This is a genomic window from Candidatus Avelusimicrobium sp., assembly GCF_050873505.1.
In the GTDB taxonomy this organism is placed as follows: domain Bacteria; phylum Elusimicrobiota; class Elusimicrobia; order Elusimicrobiales; family Elusimicrobiaceae; genus Avelusimicrobium.
Genome location: NZ_JBNMIY010000001.1, coordinates 120,576 through 139,588, shown reverse-complemented (window position 1 = coordinate 139,588; position 19,013 = coordinate 120,576). Strand labels below are relative to the sequence as shown.

General features: G+C 48.9%; 16 protein-coding genes. 11 read left to right on the top strand and 5 right to left on the bottom strand.

Annotation, left to right across the window (positions count from 1 at the left end):
• The first annotated feature begins 7 nt into the window (after window positions 1-7).
• Together ACR0QV_RS00665 and ACR0QV_RS00660 are read left to right on the top strand one after the other, a co-directional pair.
• Window positions 8-466: a prepilin-type N-terminal cleavage/methylation domain-containing protein gene (locus tag ACR0QV_RS00665; RefSeq protein WP_432634094.1), complete on the top strand. Its 459-nt coding sequence runs from the start codon at window positions 8-10 to the stop codon at window positions 464-466.
• Between the two features lie 490 nt (window positions 467-956).
• On the top strand, window positions 957-2,156 hold the full coding sequence (locus tag ACR0QV_RS00660) for a prepilin-type N-terminal cleavage/methylation domain-containing protein (RefSeq protein ID WP_432634093.1): 1,200 nt from the start codon (window positions 957-959) through the stop codon (window positions 2,154-2,156).
• Window positions 2,157-2,192: 36 nt separating this feature from the next.
• Here the strand turns inward: ACR0QV_RS00660 and ACR0QV_RS00655 are convergent, their stop codons facing one another.
• Complete coding sequence (locus tag ACR0QV_RS00655; RefSeq protein WP_428052729.1) at window positions 2,193-3,503, bottom strand: ATP-dependent DNA helicase; 1,311 nt, start codon at window positions 3,501-3,503, stop codon at window positions 2,193-2,195.
• Between the two features lie 561 nt (window positions 3,504-4,064).
• Between ACR0QV_RS00655 and ACR0QV_RS00650 the strand changes: the two genes are divergently transcribed.
• A complete protein-coding gene (locus ACR0QV_RS00650; RefSeq protein ID WP_432634092.1) occupies window positions 4,065-4,820 on the top strand; it encodes a type IV pilin protein in 756 nt (251 codons plus the stop codon).
• A gap of 43 nt (window positions 4,821-4,863) precedes the next feature.
• Window positions 4,864-6,264: a hypothetical protein gene (locus ACR0QV_RS00645; RefSeq protein ID WP_432634091.1), complete on the top strand. Its 1,401-nt coding sequence runs from the start codon at window positions 4,864-4,866 to the stop codon at window positions 6,262-6,264.
• Window positions 6,265-6,345: 81 nt separating this feature from the next.
• On the opposite strand, the gene ACR0QV_RS00640 is transcribed toward ACR0QV_RS00645, so the two are convergent.
• From ACR0QV_RS00640 to ACR0QV_RS00625, 4 genes are all read right to left on the bottom strand, one after another.
• A complete protein-coding gene (locus ACR0QV_RS00640) occupies window positions 6,346-8,058 on the bottom strand; it encodes a sigma-70 family RNA polymerase sigma factor (RefSeq protein WP_432634090.1) in 1,713 nt (570 codons plus the stop codon).
• A 7-nt stretch (window positions 8,059-8,065) separates the two neighbouring features.
• A complete protein-coding gene (gene dnaG, locus ACR0QV_RS00635; RefSeq protein ID WP_432634089.1) occupies window positions 8,066-9,814 on the bottom strand; it encodes a DNA primase in 1,749 nt (582 codons plus the stop codon).
• A 90-nt stretch (window positions 9,815-9,904) separates the two neighbouring features.
• Window positions 9,905-10,153, bottom strand: a complete 249-nt coding sequence (gene rpsU, locus ACR0QV_RS00630; protein ID WP_428038374.1) for a 30S ribosomal protein S21 — start codon at window positions 10,151-10,153, stop codon at window positions 9,905-9,907.
• 44 nt (window positions 10,154-10,197) lie between these two features.
• A complete protein-coding gene (locus tag ACR0QV_RS00625; RefSeq protein WP_428037778.1) occupies window positions 10,198-10,533 on the bottom strand; it encodes a histidine triad nucleotide-binding protein in 336 nt (111 codons plus the stop codon).
• Between the two features lie 76 nt (window positions 10,534-10,609).
• On the opposite strand from ACR0QV_RS00625, the gene ACR0QV_RS00620 reads away from it, so the two are divergent.
• The 7 genes from ACR0QV_RS00620 to ACR0QV_RS00590 all read left to right on the top strand — a co-directional run bounded on the left by ACR0QV_RS00620 (window position 10,610) and on the right by ACR0QV_RS00590 (window position 19,013).
• Window positions 10,610-11,077, top strand: coding sequence for a type IV pilin protein (locus ACR0QV_RS00620; RefSeq protein ID WP_432634088.1), 468 nt, complete (start codon window positions 10,610-10,612; stop codon window positions 11,075-11,077).
• A 114-nt stretch (window positions 11,078-11,191) separates the two neighbouring features.
• The gene (locus tag ACR0QV_RS00615) at window positions 11,192-12,835 is read left to right on the top strand and encodes an acyl-CoA dehydrogenase family protein (protein ID WP_432634087.1); all 1,644 of its coding nucleotides are present in this window, start codon (window positions 11,192-11,194) and stop codon (window positions 12,833-12,835) included.
• A gap of 7 nt (window positions 12,836-12,842) precedes the next feature.
• Entirely contained in the window at window positions 12,843-13,631 is a 789-nt protein-coding gene (locus tag ACR0QV_RS00610; protein ID WP_177747937.1) for an electron transfer flavoprotein subunit beta/FixA family protein, read from the top strand.
• Window positions 13,628-14,818, top strand: coding sequence for an FAD-binding protein (locus ACR0QV_RS00605; protein ID WP_432634086.1), 1,191 nt, complete (start codon window positions 13,628-13,630; stop codon window positions 14,816-14,818). The genes ACR0QV_RS00610 and ACR0QV_RS00605 overlap by 4 nt, the downstream gene beginning before the upstream one ends.
• 354 nt (window positions 14,819-15,172) lie before the next feature.
• A complete protein-coding gene (locus tag ACR0QV_RS00600) occupies window positions 15,173-16,477 on the top strand; it encodes a hypothetical protein (protein ID WP_432634085.1) in 1,305 nt (434 codons plus the stop codon).
• A 116-nt stretch (window positions 16,478-16,593) separates the two neighbouring features.
• Complete coding sequence (locus ACR0QV_RS00595; RefSeq protein ID WP_432634084.1) at window positions 16,594-18,303, top strand: sensor histidine kinase; 1,710 nt, start codon at window positions 16,594-16,596, stop codon at window positions 18,301-18,303.
• Complete coding sequence (locus ACR0QV_RS00590; protein WP_432634083.1) at window positions 18,300-19,013, top strand: hypothetical protein; 714 nt, start codon at window positions 18,300-18,302, stop codon at window positions 19,011-19,013. Before ACR0QV_RS00595 ends, ACR0QV_RS00590 begins: the two co-directional genes overlap by 4 nt.

Below are 19,013 nucleotides of genomic sequence, written 5' to 3'. Positions count from 1 at the left end.
GAGCGTTATGAAAGGCTTTACACTTGTTGAACTGCTGGTGGTGGTGCTGATTATCGGCATTTTGTCGGCGATTGCTATCCCGTATTATTATAACGCGGTGGAAAACGCGCGCCTTACGGAAGTGGTGCTTTTATGGGGGCGGCAAAAGAATTTTGTAAGCGGGCGCTTTATGAGCGCGGAACAGGCCGCCCGCCTGACGGAACAGATTAACAAGGCAAATTTAAAATATTTCACGGGTGAGGCCGTCTGCCGCCCGGGGAACGACGAAAATACTCCCTGCTGGGAAGCCGTTTTCACGCAAACCTCCACGAATCCCCACGCCCAATACCAACTGACGACTACGAATAATTTTATGGACTTGGCCTGCATCGGGCTTAATGGTGCGGGCGAAAATTTTTGCGAAGGGCAATCCCGCCAATCCTCCCCACTTGAAATAAACGGAAAAACCGCCTATATTATTAGATAGCCCTGTGGGTCGCCAGTTCAGGATGACCTCTTTTTTAATAAGAGGCTTTTTTCCCTTTGTCATCCCGTAGTGTATTTATACGGGATCTGTTGTTGCTGTTGCTGTCATTCCCGAGTGTCGTAGTCGGGAATCTGTCGTTTCGTAAGGTAACAACACCAGCAAAAACAGATTCCCGACTACAACCTTCGGGAATGACACCAAAAAGGAAAATAATTTTCCCTTATCGTCATCCCGGAGTGTTTTTATCCGGGATCTGTCGTTGTTGTTGCCGTTGTTTTTTCGCTGTTTATCGTAGAGGGCTTGACCCGTTTTTTTTTTTTGGTAAATTTTCATTAGCGGCAAGTTTATGAGGGGGGACGTATGCGGCAGTTAAAAGTTGCTAAAAAGGGTGTTTTTGCTCGTTCTTTCTGTCCCTCCTCTAACAAGACAGAAAGCCACGGGACGTACGACTAATAACCCGTACGTCCCCCAATTTTAAGGGGAGGGAAAAATGAATAATAACTGGAAGAAAAAAGCGTTTACGCTTACGGAACTTTTGGTAGTGGTCATCGTAATTGGCGTATTGTCTGCGGTGGTGCTTCCGAAATTCAGTAAAGTGATAGAAACGCGCAAAACGACGGAAGCCGAAGAAATGATGGCGGCCGTCAGAACAGAGCAAGAAAAACGCTGTGCCTTGGATAAAGCCTATACCACGGACGCGGCCACGGTCAATTTGGCCTCATTAAATACTAAAAACTTTAACTATACGTTAAAGAACACGGGTATAGAAGCGGCAAGCAAGGGTAAATACGGCTATACGTTAAAAATGCCGTCTTACCGTGATGGCCGCTTGTGCTGTGATAGTGCGGAGCAATGCGCGAAACTCAATAAAAATTATCCGGCGTGTAATGAACTTATTGCAAAGGCGGATTATACAAGCGGTGCGGAATGTGCGGCAGATGTAAAATCCGACAGTGCCCCGACTATTGCCTGCTCCGGCTCTTCTACACAAGCCTGCGGATGCAAAAATGGTGGCACGCAAACGAGAACCTGCGATACGACCACGGGCACTTGGAGTGCTTGGAGTACCTGCTCTATTGCGGATACTTGCTCTTGTACTGCTGCGAAGCCTTCCACGAGCCAAACCTGCAACAGTTGTGGTACACAAACGCGCACGGTAACTTGTAACACTACAACCGGCGAGTGGGTGGCCGGTGCTTGGGGTACGTGTAATCTTTCGGGTTGTACAAAAAATTGCGACGAGTCGAGCAAACCCGCAACCTCTCAAACCTGTAACAGTTGCGGTACGCAGACGCGTACAGTAACTTGTAATACAACTACCGGTGTATGGACCACGAGCGTGTGGAATACGTGTAGCAAAACGCAAGCAGAGTGCTCTCAGTGCAACTGGTATGAAGCCCAAAAATGCGAACAGCCTCAGGGGTCAAATACGCAATCGGGGTATTGGGATGATGAAACCTGTACGTGTTCCTGCCCGTCTCAAACCACGCTTGGTTCAGATGGAGAATGTGAAGAAGAAACGGGCGGTAGTTCCTCTGGTGGTAGTAGCGAGGGGTGTACTTGGCAAACTGTGGCCTATTACCTTTGTGGCGAAAAAGTAGAAAATCCGTGCCGTGGTTATGAACAATATAGATGCGCACTAAACGATTATTGCCCAGGTGGTGGTCAACAGGTAGAAGTTTGTATGTAATAAAAACCCCGGTTATAAATGCCGGGGTTTTACATTTTATCGCAAAACCTTGTTGCCGCGCATATAGTCAAAAAACTGCTTTACGCGGCTGTCGCACAAAACATCCTTTACCGAAATATCCTTTTTTAAATGTACGCCCGCCAAGGTGCGGCAGCGGCTTAATGCCACATATGTTTGCCCAGGGGCAAAGGCCCCGCGCCCGATGTCCAAATAAATGCTGTCAAACGTCAGGCCTTGGGATTTGTGTATGGTAATCGCCCACGCCAGTTTGAGTGGGTACTGCTTAAAAAAGCCCTTTACCTTGGGTTGCAGTTTTTGTGTGAGGGCGTTAAATTCGTAGCGCACATCTTCCCACACGTGCGGCTCCACTTGGTAAATGCAGCCTTTCAGTTCCACCTGTATAAAATCGGGCCCCAAATCATATACGGTACCAATATCCCCGTTTACCCAGTTGTCGTCATTAACCAGCATCATAATTTTGGCGCCCTTTTTTAGGTGGAGTGTTTTATCCGCGGGGGTGGCTTTGCCAAAGGATTCGTCCGCCGTGGCTTCGTAGGTAAATTCTTTGCCGGGGAGCAAGGATAAATAGTGCACATTGCGCCAAGCCGCATCGCGGTTGGTGGGGGCTAAAATAATGCTGTTTTCAAAATTTTCCGGCAATTCAAAGGTTTTGCGCGTGTTGAGCAGGGAATCCAACTGCGGTTGGGTTACATTGCCCTCGCGGATTAAGTTAAGCAAATTGGCGTAATCCGGGTCCGCCTTTTGACGGAAGATACGGCGCAGTTCAAACACTTCCGTCGGCAATCGGCGCAAGACTTGCGCTTCAAAAAAGTACGGGCTTTTGTAAATTTGGCGGAAATAATCAAAGAGTCCGCCCGTGCTGGATTCCTCTACGGGCGGCAACTGGAATAAATCGCCGAACAGTACAATTTTTTTACCGCCGAAGGGTTCCTCGGTGTGCGTGGAGATTTGCAAAATATAGTCTATGGCATCCAATAAATCGGCCCGGAGCATAGAGGCTTCGTCAATGATAATGGTATCTACGGCGTCCACGGTTTTGCGCGGCAAGCGTTTAAGATTGCTTTTGTCTAGCAGGTTGCCGGGCTTTAAATGGAAAAACGAGTGCACCGTCTGCCCGTGTATGTTGATAGCCGCCAGCCCCGTAGTAGCCAGAACGACCGCATTTTGCGCGGTGTGTTGGGCAAAGTAGCGCAGGAGCGTGGTTTTACCCGTGCCCGCACGGCCCGTGATAAAGATAAGCGGCATAACGGGCGGTTTGGCTTCCAGTAAGGATAAAGCGTCCTTAAATTCGTCGGTTAAAATAATGTCAGGGTTTTGTGCGGGCATATTTAAATTATAGCAATTAGGTTGGTGCGCTTACCGGGTTGTGTGGCGGCAGCGTTACTGTATTTCCCCATAAACAGACAGGATTCCGGGCCCACGCCCGGGATAACAACAATAACGACAGATTCCCAAACCCTGCGGGCCGCCCGACTTTCGGAAATGACAACAACTACTACAACGGCAACAACAGATCCCGGATAAAAACACTCCGGGATGACGGCACAAGACAAAATAATGTTGTTATAAAATAAAAGTCATCCTGAATTTAGTTCAGGATCTACCGATTGTGTTGTTGTATTTGAGTGTATTGTTTCCTTTGTTTAATAAACGACCCAAGATGTCGATTCTGAAACAAGTTCAGAATGACCCCTTATTTTTATAACGGCAAAAAATGTTGTTTTTGTTGTTGCTTTTTCGTCGTTCTCTGTAAAGGGGTTGTTTCGTTTTTTTTTTTTGTTAAAATTTTGATAAATCGTGCTTTCTATACCCGGATGTATCTACTGTATAAAAACGCGTATAAAAGGTCGTTTTGCTCAAATATAAGGGCCTTAAAAAGGAGAAAAAATGAAAAGATTTATTGATGTTAGCCGTGCGGCTACTTGTGCTAGTGGCGTCATTCCCGAGTGTCGTAGTCGGGAATCTGTTTTTATTCAACAAGGCAACGGCAACAACGGATCCCCGACTAAATTCCTCGGGGATGACAACTACAACGGTAACAACAGATCCCGTAACCCTGCGGGCCGCCAAACACTACGGGATGACGGCTTAACAGCACCCAGCCCTAGAATCACAATGGCAGGTTTTACCCTCATAGAACTCCTTGTTGTCGTGCTTATTATTGGTATTTTGGCGGCGGTGGCAATGCCGCAATATAATAAGGCCGTGGAAAAAAGCCGTGCCACTCAGGCTTTGGCAATTTTAAAATCTTTATACGCTGCACAGGAAACCTATTATATGGCTAATGGTTCGTATGCCACCTCGTTTGATGATTTGGATATCAATGTACCGTGGACGGGGAGCACAAAATGGTATTCAGATGCAACAGACACGCGATCTAATGACAAATGGTCGTTGCAAATGTATAAGAGTGGGGAACATATGGCTATTTATTTAGGGCGTATTGCGGGTGAATATAAAGGGGCTGGTTTTACAATGGGCTTATCGGGCAATTCTGGGCAGGACAACGGCATTTTATTTTGCGGCGAGCGAAAAGGTATCGGCATTGCGTATGGAAAAGAGGCGGGCAGTTATTGTACACAAATTTTTGGCGGTACAAAAGTATATGCAGATGTAGGGCTGCGCCGATACCGTTTGCCATAAATTCTCTTGAAAATTTCAGCAAAAAGATTATAGTATAAGGTATATGAAAACATTTTTTATCTTGCTTTTTGCTTTGTTTGTAACCCCGTTGGGGTGGAGTGCTCCTTTTGGTTTTTTGCCGGGGGCGGAAAATATAGATAATCCGCGCTCCCCGTCCGCCTTGCTCCGTAAGATAGCGGCGGGCGAGCCTGTTTGTGTGTCGGTGCAAAATCTTCGCCCGGACGAAAACCGCCCGACGGAAGAATACTTGGAAATGTTGCGCCAAGGCTATCAGGCGTGGTTTGATTTTACCCGGCAAACCGTACAGCAATCCGGACGAGAAGAGGAGTTTAAAGATTTACTGCCCGCCTTGCAAACCCAAGTAGCCGTGCATAAGGATTGTGAACAGCCGGATATGGTTTTATTTATTATTTCCGCCGACCAAATGGCCCAGGCCTGTAAGTCTGCGGCGGCGTTGGCGTGCGTGGATAACGAGACCAGACCTTACAAAATGTATTTTTCTCCTAAAAAAGGTCTTGCAAACTGGGCCCAAGGAGGGGACGATAAATTATTGTCGCACGAATTAGGTCATACATTAGGTTTTGCGGACCAGTACCCCTACGGACGCATTAACTCCTCTATGGTGTACCATACGCCGGACAGCGGTAAAGGAATAATGTCCGTGGCCAAGGCCGGGGTAAAATTTTCGTGTGATGACGCGGATGGATTCATTAACCTGTTGGATGTGGGCGTATATGGTAAAGCCCGCGGGGGAAAGGACGGCTGGCGCAGTTTTTGCCCCAATCGCACATACAGATATGTGCAGGGCCGCCCCACCAGCAACGATAAATACGCGGTAGAAGTAGTGCCCCCCAATGTGGTGGTGATGACATTCACCAAAGAGGGCCAGTTGCAAAATACGCAGTATTTCCCCGACGCTAAGGATTATGCGTTTGATATAGAAACCGTTTTTAAGCCGGAGGATAAAGATAAATCGGGCCGTTTGCTCTATGGGAAAAGTGAAAAGGACGAAGAAATGTATTGCTCTTATATGTACGAGCGCAAGCGGTGTGTAGCAACCAAAGAAGCGGCCAATGTGGCGCTGTTGGAGGATTATTTCCCGTATGAAAAGGTGCACATTGTAAGTTTGGCCTATTCTGCGCCCCAGAGCAGAAGCATTTGGTTGAATTATTTTGACGGTAAGGGCGAAAAAATTTTAGCCTATAAAGGGGCGGACGGATTTTTTGAATATGGTTTTTCTTCGGGAAAGTTGGTAATAAGAGGCCGCCGGGTGTTTGTAAAAAAATCCGGAACGGAAAAAGAACCCGAGTCCGCACAAGAGGCTGTGTTGCTGCGCAAAGCCCAGCAAGCCGCCGAACAAGCCCAGCAGGAGCGTGTGGAAAAGTTATTATTAACCTTTTATAATAAATATGTAGCGGAAAGCACGCCCGTTGCCGTAGAATAACAGTTCTCTTCTTGGTTTTAGCCGTAAAAAACAGCCCCGCGTTTTTGATTTATGCGGGGCTGTGCTATGTGTTGCAAAAGATTATTCTTGGTAATCCTTTAACATTTTGGTACGGCTGGGGTGGCGCAGTTTGCGGATAGCCTTGGCTTCAATCTGGCGCACGCGTTCGCGCGTAACGTTGAACATTTTACCCACTTCTTCCAAGGTGCGCGGGTAGCCGGAGTCAATCCCAAAGCGCAGGCTGATAATTTTGGCTTCGCGTTCCGAGAGCGTCGCCAACACATCGGCCACTTCTTGCTTGCGCAGGAAGTCCACAGCCGCGCTGGTGGGGTTTGGCCCGTTCTTATCTTCAATAAAGTCTTCCAAGTTGGAATCCTCGTCCTCGCCAATCGGCGTAGAAAGGGAAATCGGATCCTGCATAATTTTGAGCACGCTTTTCACCTTTTCTACGGACAGGCGGAGCGTTTTGGAATAATCTTCCAAGGTGGGCTCGCGGCCGTGTTCTTGGCGGAATTTGTTGGTAACCTTGGTTAGTTTGGAAACCAATTCCTTCATATGCACGGGAATACGGATTGTATTAGCCTGGTCGGCAATGGCGCGGTTGATGCTCTGGCGAATCCACCAAGTGGCATAGGTGGAGAATTTAAAACCGCGTTTGTATTCAAATTTTTCCACGGCTTTCATTAAGCCCAAGCCGCCCTCTTGAATTAGGTCAGAGAGTTCCAAGTTGGAATTGACGTGCTTTTTGGCAATGGAAACCACCAAGCGCAAGTTCGCCTTGATGAGTTTTAATTTGTCCTGCAAAATCATATCTTCAAAGAAGACGATACGGTCGTTAAAGGACAAAAATTCCTTTTCCGTCATCGGCAACGTATCCACCATTTGCGCGTGGCGGCGTTGGACGTCCTCAATATTCGCCAAGGCGCGTTCCAATTCCGGCAACGTAAATTTGGTGGCTTTTTTAAATTCTTTTTCCGTCATTTTGCCCGCTTTAAATTTGGTAACCAGTTTTTTGACGTCTTCGTATTTGCCGAAATAATCGTCAAAGCGTTGCATATCGTTGCGGGTTTCGGTCAAGCGGTCGGCCAAGTTTTTAATTTTGTTGGTCAAACGTTTGATTTTGTTTTGGTTCAAATTCAATTTGGTAATGGTCGCCACGACTTCTTTTTGTTTGGCTTCCAATTTTTCAATGGCGTTGTTGCGCTTTTTGTCCGTCAGATTGCCCTCGCGCAGTTCCTTCATTAATTTGGTAATTTCCTGCTCGCGTTTGCCGATGAATTGCGCCGCATCTTTGAGTTTTTTGCGCATATTGTTCAGTTCGCGCGTGGTGCGTTTACCGCGGGGCATAAGTTCCTTGGTGGTCATTTCTTCCTGGTCCACCAATTCTTCCCAGTTGCAAATTTCGCGCATTGTGATAGGGGATTCCAACACCAGTTTGCGCAGTTCTTTTTCGCGTTCGCGGATGTTGCGCGCCAAGGTGATTTCCTCATCGCGCGACAAAAGCGGCACTTTACCCATTTCGGACAAGTACATACGGATAGAGTTGGAAATATCCGGGCTGGCGGAGGACCAATCTTCGCTCAACGCCTCTTTATCGGCGGCGGAGACGGATTTGAATTTCTTTTGGTCCACTACCTGAATACCCAAATCGTCCAGCGTACCCATTACGCCGTCAATGTCTTCCGCGCTCATATCCGACGCGGCGATAGAGCGGTTCAAATCTTCCAAAGATAAGAAGCCGCTTTCTTTGCCTTCTTCTACTAAATCTTTCAGCGCTTTATTTCCCGATGCCATAATTCCCTCAACTGCGATATTTTTTTAATTTGTTTTGCAATTCTATATATTTTTTAAAAACTTCCGGCGGTACATTTCCGGCGCCCAGTTGCTTCATCTGGCGGCGGATTTCTTGTAATTGCTTATGCAGACCGCTTTGCTGCAATTTGGCCGCACAGGCGGCAATGTCGCGCGCCGGGTCAAAATCTTCCGGCGTTTGTAACAGGGCCAACTTTACAAATTCACTCTTTTGCGCGGGGGCTAATTTAGCCGCTTCCTGCGCCAAATCGGCTTCCTGCGGGTGTTCCATATGCGCCCGGACCAAGGTTTCAAACAGGTTCCAAGCGGCGGGGGTAGAAAAATCCTCCCGCGTGAGTTCGGAGCACAATACCAAATGCGCCGGACTCTTTAAAATCCAAGACAGCAAATCTTCTTCCGCCGGGGTGGCAATCGTATTTTCCAACACCGTTTGCTGGCGGCGGAAACGCGGCGCCGGGGAATAAGACACCTCGCGCAAGCGTTCCATTACCAACTCTTCATCTACGCCCAAATGTTCGGCCACATATTTGGCCCACTCGCGCCGGACGATTTCATCCGGCTGTTTGGATATCGTTTCCGCCAATTCGGATACCAGGCGCGTTTTGTCCTGCGCCTGGATAGGCTGCTCGCATTGCGAGAGGAGCAAATTGGTGTGAAACGCAATTAAATCTTGGGCGTTATTTAAAATTTCTTCAAATTTTTCCTTGCCATATTGGGCAATGTATTCGTCCGGGTCCAGCCCGTCGGGCAGCGAGGCCACCTTTACAAAGAGCCCGCGCTCAATCAAAATAAGTCCGCCGCGTATGGCGGCTTTAATTCCGGCCGCGTCCGGGTCAAACAGGACGATTACCGTATCCGTATAGCGTTTTAACAGCCGGGCGTGTTCTTCGGTTAAACTGGTGCCCAACGGGGCCACCGTATAACCTGCGCCCGCTTGGTGGCAGGCGATAACGTCCATATACCCTTCCAAGAGTACCGCGCGGCCCGCTTTGCGGATTTCAGGCCCCGCAAAATTGAGCCCGTATAATACTTGGCTTTTTGTAAACAAAACCGTTTCGGGCGAATTTAAATATTTGGGCTCGCCCTCACCTAAAATACGTCCGCCAAAGCCCACCGTGTCGCCCCGTTGGTTGATAATGGGGAACATCAGGCGGCTGCGGTAATAATCCCGCGGACCGTAAGACGTTAAAACACAGAGTCCCGCGTCCTTTAAATCTTGGTCCGTAAACCCTGCGGCGCGCGCTTCCTTGGCTAGGGCGGTCGGGTCGTTTTTGGCAAACCCCAATTCAAACTTTTGGCAGGTTTCTTTGGTTAAATTACGCTCTTTTACGTACGCGCGCGCGGACTCGCCGCCTGCCGACATTAAATTTTTATGATAGAACGCCTTGGCGTGGTCCAATAACCTGCGCAAGGTGGAGCGGCGCATCTCTTCGCCCGTTAAAGGGCGCATAGGCTTGTATTCCAGCCCGGCTTGCGCGGCCAATTTTTCCAAAGCCTCGTTAAAGGATAAATTTTCAATCTTCATCAGAAAATCAAAAATATCCCCGCCTGCCTGGCAACCGAAACAATAGAACAACCCCTTTTCGCTGTTGCAAGTGAAGGAAGGGGTCTTTTCTTTATGAAACGGACAGCAGGCTTTGTAGGTTTTACCCGAACGTTTAAGATCTGGAACATACTGCCGGATAAATTCTACAATGTCCAATCTGTCCTTAATTTGTTCTGTGAGGTTATTATTCACGGTGCCGCCTGTTTTAGATTAAAGTTAAAGGCAAATAAGGCAATAGTCCGATACTTGCGTAAAGGACTATTGCCTGTGGTGTTACTTTAATTAAAAACGTCTGCGTTTGGTGCGGCGGGCGCGGCGTTGGGCTTCCTGCGATTTGATTTTTCTCTTCACGCTCGGAGGCATATACGTTTCGCGTCTTTTGATTTCTTTCAAAATGCCGTTCTTTTCGCATTCTCTTTTGAAGCGTTTGAGGGCTTCTTCAAGATGTTCGGCATCTCTCACTTTTACGAAAACCATTACTTTTTCACCACCTTCTACGGTTAATAGACAAAAATAAAAACGGTATTTTATACCTTATGTATATTATACCTTATTTTTCTTAAATTTTACGTTTTTTAGCCCGCAGGCCACAAAAAACGTCTGCCGGCCATTAAATGAAAGTGCAAATGGTCCACACTTTGCCCCGCCCCTTTGCCGTTGTTGGTTACCAGGCGGAAATCCTTTAAATCAAACTGTTTGGCCAGTTTTTTGGCTACGAGCAAAATTTTGCCCAACAGCAAAGCGTCCTTTTCGTCCGCTTCCGACAAGCGCGCAATGTGCTTGCGGGGAATAATCAAAAGATGCGTCGGCGCTTGGGGGTTTAAATCCTTAAACGCCACCACGTCGTCATCTTCGTAAATCAGTTGGCTTTTAATAGAGCCGTCGGCAATGCCGCAAAAAATACAATTCATATCCTTATTATACATATAAAACACTTTGTGAAACAGGAGCTTTTTTGTTACAATGAACTATCCCGGCGAGGTGCTTATGAAAACAAACGGATTTACTTTAATTGAACTTTTAGTAGTGGTACTGGTTATCGGCATTTTGGCGGCGGTGGCAATGCCGCAATACGAACGGGCGGTGGAAAAGTCCCGCGTGTCCGAAGCGGTGGCCCGTACGCGCGCTATCTGGACGGCGCAACAGGCTTATTTAATGTCTAACGGCAGTTATGCAACGGACCTGGCGGATTTGGATTTGTCCTTTACCGGCACGCCCACCAGTGCAGGCGGAACGCCGTCTCTTAATACAAAGGATTTTTCCTGCCGCGCGGTGAACGCGGGTGCTACGGCGGATAACGCTTTTGGTATCGGCGTGTGCCGCCGCAACGGCAAGCCGTACGCCATTTATTATGCCCGTAACGATGAACAATTAGCCTGCTACTACGATAACGCAGAGGGTGAAAAGTGGTGCCAGATTTTCACAGGCAAGACCGAAGCCCCGTATTATTTTTAACAGGTGTTTAAAAAATTCCCCGGTTTTGGCCGGGGATTTTTTATGCCTGAAAAATGCGCAGGAACTCAAAAATTGGTATCATATACCTATATTGTATTTTGGAGAAACCCAAATATGGCAAAAAACGACCTGACAACCAGAAACCTGATGTTAGACAGTTTGAAGCAATATGCTAAAAACCGGATTTCCTTTAATCTGATCCGGGAGCATGACGCCAAAAACGAAATTCCGTTAGACATTTTGAAAGAGATGTACGACCACGATGTGCTGGGCGTGCATCTTTTGCTTATTCCCGAAGAATACGGCGGGCTCGGCGGGCAAACCACCGAAATCTACCGCGTGTGCGAACAGTTAGCCCGCATTGACTTGGGCATCGCCACGGGCGTATTCGCCACCTTCCTGGGCAGCGACCCGATTAACGTCGGCGGTACCCCGGAACAAAAAGCCAAATGGTTCAAAAAAATCGCGCAGGAAAATAAACTGGTGGCCTACGGCGCTACCGAAGCCGATGCAGGCTCCGACCTCGTTTCCTTGCGTACCCGCGCCGAACACGTCATTAAAGACGGCAAAGTAGTGGGCTATAAAATTACCGGCAGCAAGATGTGGATTTCCAACGGCGGCGTGGCCGATATTTACACGGTCCTCGCGTTGGCTCCGGGCGGCCCGAGTTGGTTTATTGTAGAAAAGGGTACCCCGGGTTTCACCCAGGACGTGCACGAAGACAAGCACGGTATCCGCTTGTCCAACACGGCGGGCTTGGCGTTTGACGACGTCTATGTGCCGGCTGAAAATTTAATTGGCCTGAAAGAAGGCCAAGGCTTCCTGCAAGCGCAGGCCGTATTCGGCTATACGCGCTTAATGGTAGCGGCGTTTGGTTTAGGCGGCGGCGAAGAAGCCGTAGAAACGGCCTTGCAGTATGCCCAGCAGCGTATCCAGGCGGGCGGCCCGTTGGCTCAAAAGCAGGGTTTTATGCTGAAACTTATTACCCCGCACTATGTCCGCTTTGAAGCCGCGCGCGCTTATATTGACTGGACAGCCAAACAGTTGGAAGTAAACAACCACGGTTTAGCCACCGAGGGCGCTATTGCCAAATTGTATGCCACCGAATCGGGCAATAAGGCAGCCGAAGATTCTATCCAGGCTATGGGCGGCTTCGGCTACACCAAAGAATTTGCGGTAGAAAAAATCAAACGCGACGTAAAGATTACCTGCATTTATGAAGGTACCAGCGAAGTGTTGGAAATGACGATTTTCCGCGGACGCTGGCAGGAACATTTAAAGAGTCGCGGCCAATATTATTTGAACCAAGCCGCCGAGTTTGACGCTATCCACGCGCAGAACCCCAATGTGGGAGCCGACAGCGTGGCCTTGGGTTTTAGAGCGTTGGCCCGCGTGCTGGACGATTGCCGTATGAACAAACTTACGCGCCATCAGTACGTAACCTTTATGTTGGGCGACCTGATTAGCGAAATGGAAGTAGCCGCCGTGTTTACGCGCCAATGCGCCAACAAGGTAGTAACCGAAGGCAGCCGCTTTGATATCAACACGCTTAGCACGATGGCCCGCGTAAACGCCCGCCAGAGCGCGTTCAAAACCGCTACGGACGGTATGCGCCTTATCTTGGGCACTTGCCCGGCGCACAACGCGGCTGAACTCAGCCAAGCCGTCAACTTGGTGGGCATTGAAGAAAAAATGCTCGGCCTGATTGACGATATGGACGTAGTGTCCGCTAAACTCAGAGAAGTTTTCAAAAAATAGGATACTTATGAATATCATTGTTTGCATTAAACAAGTTCCCGATTCCACCCAAGTAAAGGTGGACCCGAAGACCGGTACGCTCATCCGTGCGGGCGTTCCCAGCATTTTAAATCCGTACGACCATTACGCTTTGGAAAAAGCCTTGGCCATTAAAGCCAAAACGGGCGCCAAAGTAACCGTGCTTTCTATGGGCCCGCAACAGGCCACGGCGGTACTGCGCTTGGCGCTTGCATTGGGCGCGGACGAAGGCGTTTTGTTGTCCAGCCGTGCGTTTGCCGGGTCGGACACTTGGGCGACCTCTTATGCGCTCGCTATGGCGGTGCGCCATATCGGCCAGTACGATTTGATTCTCTGCGGCCAAATGGCTATTGACGGTGATACCGCCCAAACGGGCCCCGGTATTGCCTTCCATTTGGGCATCCCGCAAATTACGTTCTGCGAAAGCATTGACGCCAGCGGTAACCAAATTGTTGTTAAAAAACTCATTGAGGGCGGCCACCAAATTTTGGAAGCCGACTTGCCGGCCTTGGTTACGATGACGATGCCGCACGACTATGTTGCGAAATATCCTTCCTTTATGGCCGCGCACAAAGCGCAGGATAAAGTGATTCACGTTTGGACGGAAAAAGACGTAAACGCCGACCCGCACAAATTGGGCTTGGAAGGTTCTCCGACCCGCGTGGACCGCATCTTCCCGCCGCCTGCCAGACAGAAAGGCGAAATGTTCTCCGGCTCTGCTGTGGAACTTGCCGATAAGTTTGTAGAGATTTTGAAAAAGGAGAGTGTAATCAAATGATTCAAATTTCGGAAAAATGCGTAGGCTGCGGCAAATGCGTAGCCACCTGCCCTTTTGGGGCGCTCTCCTTGGTAAACCGCAAAGCGGTGGCCAACAACGCCTGCACGATGTGCGGCGCGTGCGTAAGCGCCTGCCCGGTGAAAGCCTTGTCCTTGCCGACGACGGGTGCCGCCAAGAAAGACCTTTCCGCCTACAAGGGCGTATGGGTATTTATTGAAATTTCCGACGACGGACACAACCAAAAGGTCCGCCCCGTGGGTTTTGAACTGTTGTCCAAGGGCCGCGAATTGGCGAACCAGTTGGGCGAAGAACTTTGCGCCGTAGTCATTGGCGACGGTGTGGAAAAATACTTTGCCGAACTTTCCCAGTACGGCACGGATAAAATCTACGCAGTCAGCAGCCCGGCGTATCACAACTACAACACCGCGGCTTATGCCAACGCAATGGTTACGCTGATTAAAAAGTATAACCCCAGCGTGGTGCTCTATCCGTCCACCTATATCGGGCGCGATTTGTCCCCGCGTATTTCGTCTGAACTGTTTGTCGGTTTGACGGCGGACTGCACGGGCCTTTCCATTAAAGAAGGCAATCTGATTCAAACCCGCCCCGCGTTCGGCGGCAACATTATGGCCGACATTAAATGCCCGGACTACCGTCCGCAAATGTCCACCGTTCGCCCCAACGTGTTCAAAAAAGTGGTAACCACCCCCGGCAAAATGGCCCAAGTGGTAAACGAAGCCATTGCCCTGCCCGCCGATGCGGCCAAAGTGCGCATTATCAATACGCATATGGACCCGCCCGCCGCAGGTATGAAACTGGACGAAGCCGAAGTGGTTATCGCCGGTGGCCGCGGTATGAAGAACCAAGCGGGTTTTGACCTCTTGGAAAACCTGGCCAGCGAATTGGGCGGTACGGTAGGTGCTTCCCGCGCGGCGATTGACTTGGGCCTCAAACCCAAAGACCAGCAAATCGGCCAGAGCGGCGTAACGGTTTCTGCCAAACTGTATGTGGCGTGCGGTATTTCCGGCGCGGTACAGCATATTGTGGGTATGGAACACAGCGACGTGATTATCGGTATCAATAAAGACGCCAACGCGCCGATCTTCAATGTCTGCAAATACGGGTTCGTCGGCGATGCGCACCAAATCTTGCCGCGCATTGTGGAAGAACTCAAAAAAACCAAATAAACGGTTTTTAAGGAATATAAAACGCCCCCGGTTCTGTAATGGAACCGGGGGCGTTTGCATATAGGGGGAATTTTTGAACGGCCAAGTTCGGCGCGTAATATATTGTCATATCTGTGAAATTTAGCGCTCTGCTAGGGGCGCGCGGTGTGCGGCCCGCGTGCCGTCATCCCGGAAGTTTTTTATCCGGGATCTGTCGTTGCTTTTCCGTCGTTTACTGCAAAGGGGTTGTTTCGTTTTTTTTTTTTGTTAAAATTTTGATAAATCGCGGTGGACGTACCCGGATGTATCCGTTGTATAAAAACGCGTATAAAAGGCCGTTTTGCTCAAATATAAAGGCCTTAACAAGGAGAAAAAATGAAAGAATTTAGTGATGTTAGCCGTGCGGCCACTTGTGCTAGTGGCGTCATTCTGGAAAGTTGTAGTCCAGAATCTGTTGTTGCGAAACGGCGAGATTCCGTACAGAAACCTTACGGAATGACGTCTGTTTGGGGCGGCCGCACGGTAAATACCTCTATTTTGTCATCCCCGAAAGTTTTTGTCGGGGATCCGTTTTTATTAAAAAAGGAAAACGACAGATTCCCGACTACAACACTCGGGAATGACAACAATAATAACGATAGATCCCGTAACCCTGCGGGCCGCCAAACCCTACGGGATGACGGCTTAGCAACAACTGGCCGCACGGCAAGTGCTCTTGTCAAACGTTTGGTTGTAGTATTTATGGGTCTGTTTTCGGCGATAAACGCCCCGGCGGAAATTATTTCCGCGGTGTCGTATAACCCGTCCCGTATGGGCGATTATGTCTATTTAAAGGTGGCTGATAAGGCCAATTTAAAGGGCGGTATTGAAAGTAATACGATGACTGTCCGCTCCGGCGGGACCGTTACGGCAACCTCGCCTAATTTAAATTACGACGTTCCAGCTGTGGTGGGTGCTTCGGGCTCTGCCTTGGATATGCCGAATACGGCCATCCACGGGAGTGCGGCCAATACGTATAATAATTATCAGGCCGTTAATACGGGTACGCCGAGCGCGCTTTTGGGTAACGTAAATGTAAACGGCGGAACGACCACCGTCAAAAACGATTCGTATATTTCCACCTTGGACGCGGTAAACCGTTTAAAACAAAAGGCGGCCACCTTGCGCGCAAGCAAATTATCTGTCAGCGGCTCCGAGAACGCGAGCCTTTATGACGGCGCGACAACGGACGGGTTTACCTTGGCTGGGAACGATATCCCGCAACCGACTTCTTCGCACGTCAACACGGGTGCGGCACTTAGCAACTGCACGTTAAAATGGGAAGAGCGTGTAACGAGCGATAACCAAAAGGTCAAGTTACTTGCCCTTGCAAATTGCAACGGCAGTCCGACACTTCCGACTATTCCGACGAATGATTGTTCTAATCTTGTTTACAAAGACAGTCATAAAGCCGAGTGCTGTTTTGTGGCCCCTCAAACGGACACGGTGTGTTATAAATATGATTGGGTTTTTATTATAAGCAGAGAGCAGGATGATGAAGGGTGTAATAATAGAAATTATGGTACTTCTTGTGGTACTTGTTCTAGTCCGAATCAGCGTTGTGAACTAAAATCTTGTATTGGCGGCGTAATCCTTCATACAGATTCTTATGAGTGTGAAGTGGTTAAAAACGGTTGGTAAAAGTTTTCCACATACAACCTCGCCCCAGGGATTAAACCCGGGGCGTAACTTTCCGCCGCGTAACAAAAATTCCCGTTTGCGCCCTCCGAATTGATATAATCTAAATAAGGTGGATTATGTCTTTATTTTCTAAACTTTTCAAATTGTTCCTGGCCGTGGTGCTGATGCCGCTTATCCCAATGGTGTTGCTACTGGCCTACTATCAGGTGCATTTGAAGAACAATATTTTGGAAACGCACGCCAATTTGGCGCAAATCGTGTCCTCGTCTATGAACCAACACATAGAGGACCTTACTTGGCGTTTGTCTTTTGCGCAAAACATTACATCCACCCTCTCGGCGCACAAAAATCCCACCCGCCAGTTGCAAGAGGCCTTGGGCGCCAACCCTGACTTTTTGATTTTATCCGTGCTGGATTCGTCCGGCAAGGAATTATACCGTGCGGGCGATACCCAAATTTTAAAGCAACTGCCGCCCATTGATTTGTCGGGCGACGATTCCCTGCCAGAACTGGCTAAGGAAGGCCGCTTGTCCGTCAGCAGTTTTGACGTAATGGACGGCCGCCCGATTAGCGAGTTTATCTATCCGCTTTCCAACGGGGATTTTTTATATGGGATAATGAGTTTCTTTGGCCTTCTATCCCGCATACAGGAACAGCGTATCGGCCAAACGGGGCGCATTTATATTGTGGACCAAAACGGCTCCGTCTATGCTAACGATTACCAATACAAACCCGCCTTTGACGCCGAAGCCTTGCAGAACGCTTTTTCGTCCAAAAGCCGCCTGATTAAAAAGTTAAACACCCCGCAGGAAACTTATGTCGGGGCCTTTGCGCCTACGCCCATTTTGGGGGCGTATGCCACCGTGCTCCAATTAAAGAGCGAAGCCTACCGCAGTATTTATTACACCAACATTATTATTGCGCTATTTTTATTGTCTATTGCCACCTTGGCCTATTTCGGCGCGCTTACGTTTGCGGAACGCTTGGGCGAGCCGATTGGCGCGCTTTCGCAGGCGGCCAAAGAGGTCAGCGCGGGTAATTTTGATGAAAAAATAGACGAGGAAATCGGCTGGGGGGAATTTAAACAGTTGATTGCGTCCTTTAACAAAATGACCGCCGATTTAAAGGATTACCAAGTGTTGCAACTCCAAGCCCAAGTAAGCGAAATGAAGGAGCAGGTTTTCCGCGCTGTCGCGCACGACTTGCGCGCGCCATTGCTCGGCTTGCAGGGGTATTTGTATATTTTGCAAAGCGGCAAAGTGTCCAAGGACGAGGAAAAACAATATTTGGAATTAATGAGCCAAGCCGCCAAGAATTTATCCTCTTTATTGGAAGATGTGCTGGACGTTTCCCGCGTACAGGCCGGGATGATGCTTCCTAAAAAGGAAAGCGTGGCTTTGCCGGAAATCGTCAAAAACGTTACCGATACATTGACCCCCGCCGCGCAGGAAAAGGGGCTTGCGCTGTCTGCCGATATTGCGGTGGACCGTTTGCCCGCCGACCCGAAACTTTTGCAACGGGTGATTATGAATTTGGTTTCCAACGCGATTAAATTTACCGATAAGGGCTTTGTGCGCGTGCGTGCGTGGCAGGACGAAAAAGGATATTATTTATCGGTGGCGGATAGCGGGATAGGTATTAGTGAACAGGATTTAAAGGGACTTTTTCAAAAATATCATCAAGTCCATACGGACCGCCAAGGCTATGGCTTGGGGCTGTTTATCAGTCGCCAAATTATGCAGGCCCACGGCGGAACGCTGGACGTAACTTCTAAACCGGGCGAGGGCAGTGTGTTTACGCTCTCTATCCCCAAGGAGCAGAAATGATTGTTTTTTGGCGGTTGTTTTTAACCTTCTTTTTGACGGATTTCGTTTTCTTTCATAAAACGATTAACCAGTTGGAAAAAGAAAACTGGCTCAAAGCCGCGGGCTTGCACAGCGTGGTGTTTTTGTTTTGGGCGTATTTGCTTTGCTATGGCTATTTAACAATGCCTTGGCCGTTCTTGGAACTTTTTCACTTGCCCGGGTGGATGTGCATTTTGCTGTGCTGTGCGTTCCACGTGTTTTCGGACCGTTTCTTCCAGTTTGGCGGCAAAATGCGCCACGGCTATGTATTAACCTTTTTTACCAAGATTTTTGCCAACCTGCTCTTTTTGTTCCTGTGCGTGCCGTTTAGAGTGCTGTATGAAACGGGCAATTTCTTTGCCGAATCGTGGGTAATCTTTTTGGTCGGTTTGGTAACGGCCACCCGCGTGGTGGGCTGGTTTATCTTTTCCATTGAGCAGGACCGTTACGGGCGGGATTACCCCACCTTTGACGAACGGTGGCTGCTGATGATGGTACGTGCGATTTTCTTTTTGATTATGCTCCTGCCCGGCTGGCGGTGGATGGTGTGGCTGTTGGTGTGGTACGGGGCGTGCGTGTATGCGCGCAAAATCCGCTTAATGGATGTGTCCCACGCGGCTTTTTATATAGGCGTGTTTGGGGCGCTGTTGGCGGGATTTTTGGTACGGATGAGATTTTATTTAGTGTGGTGA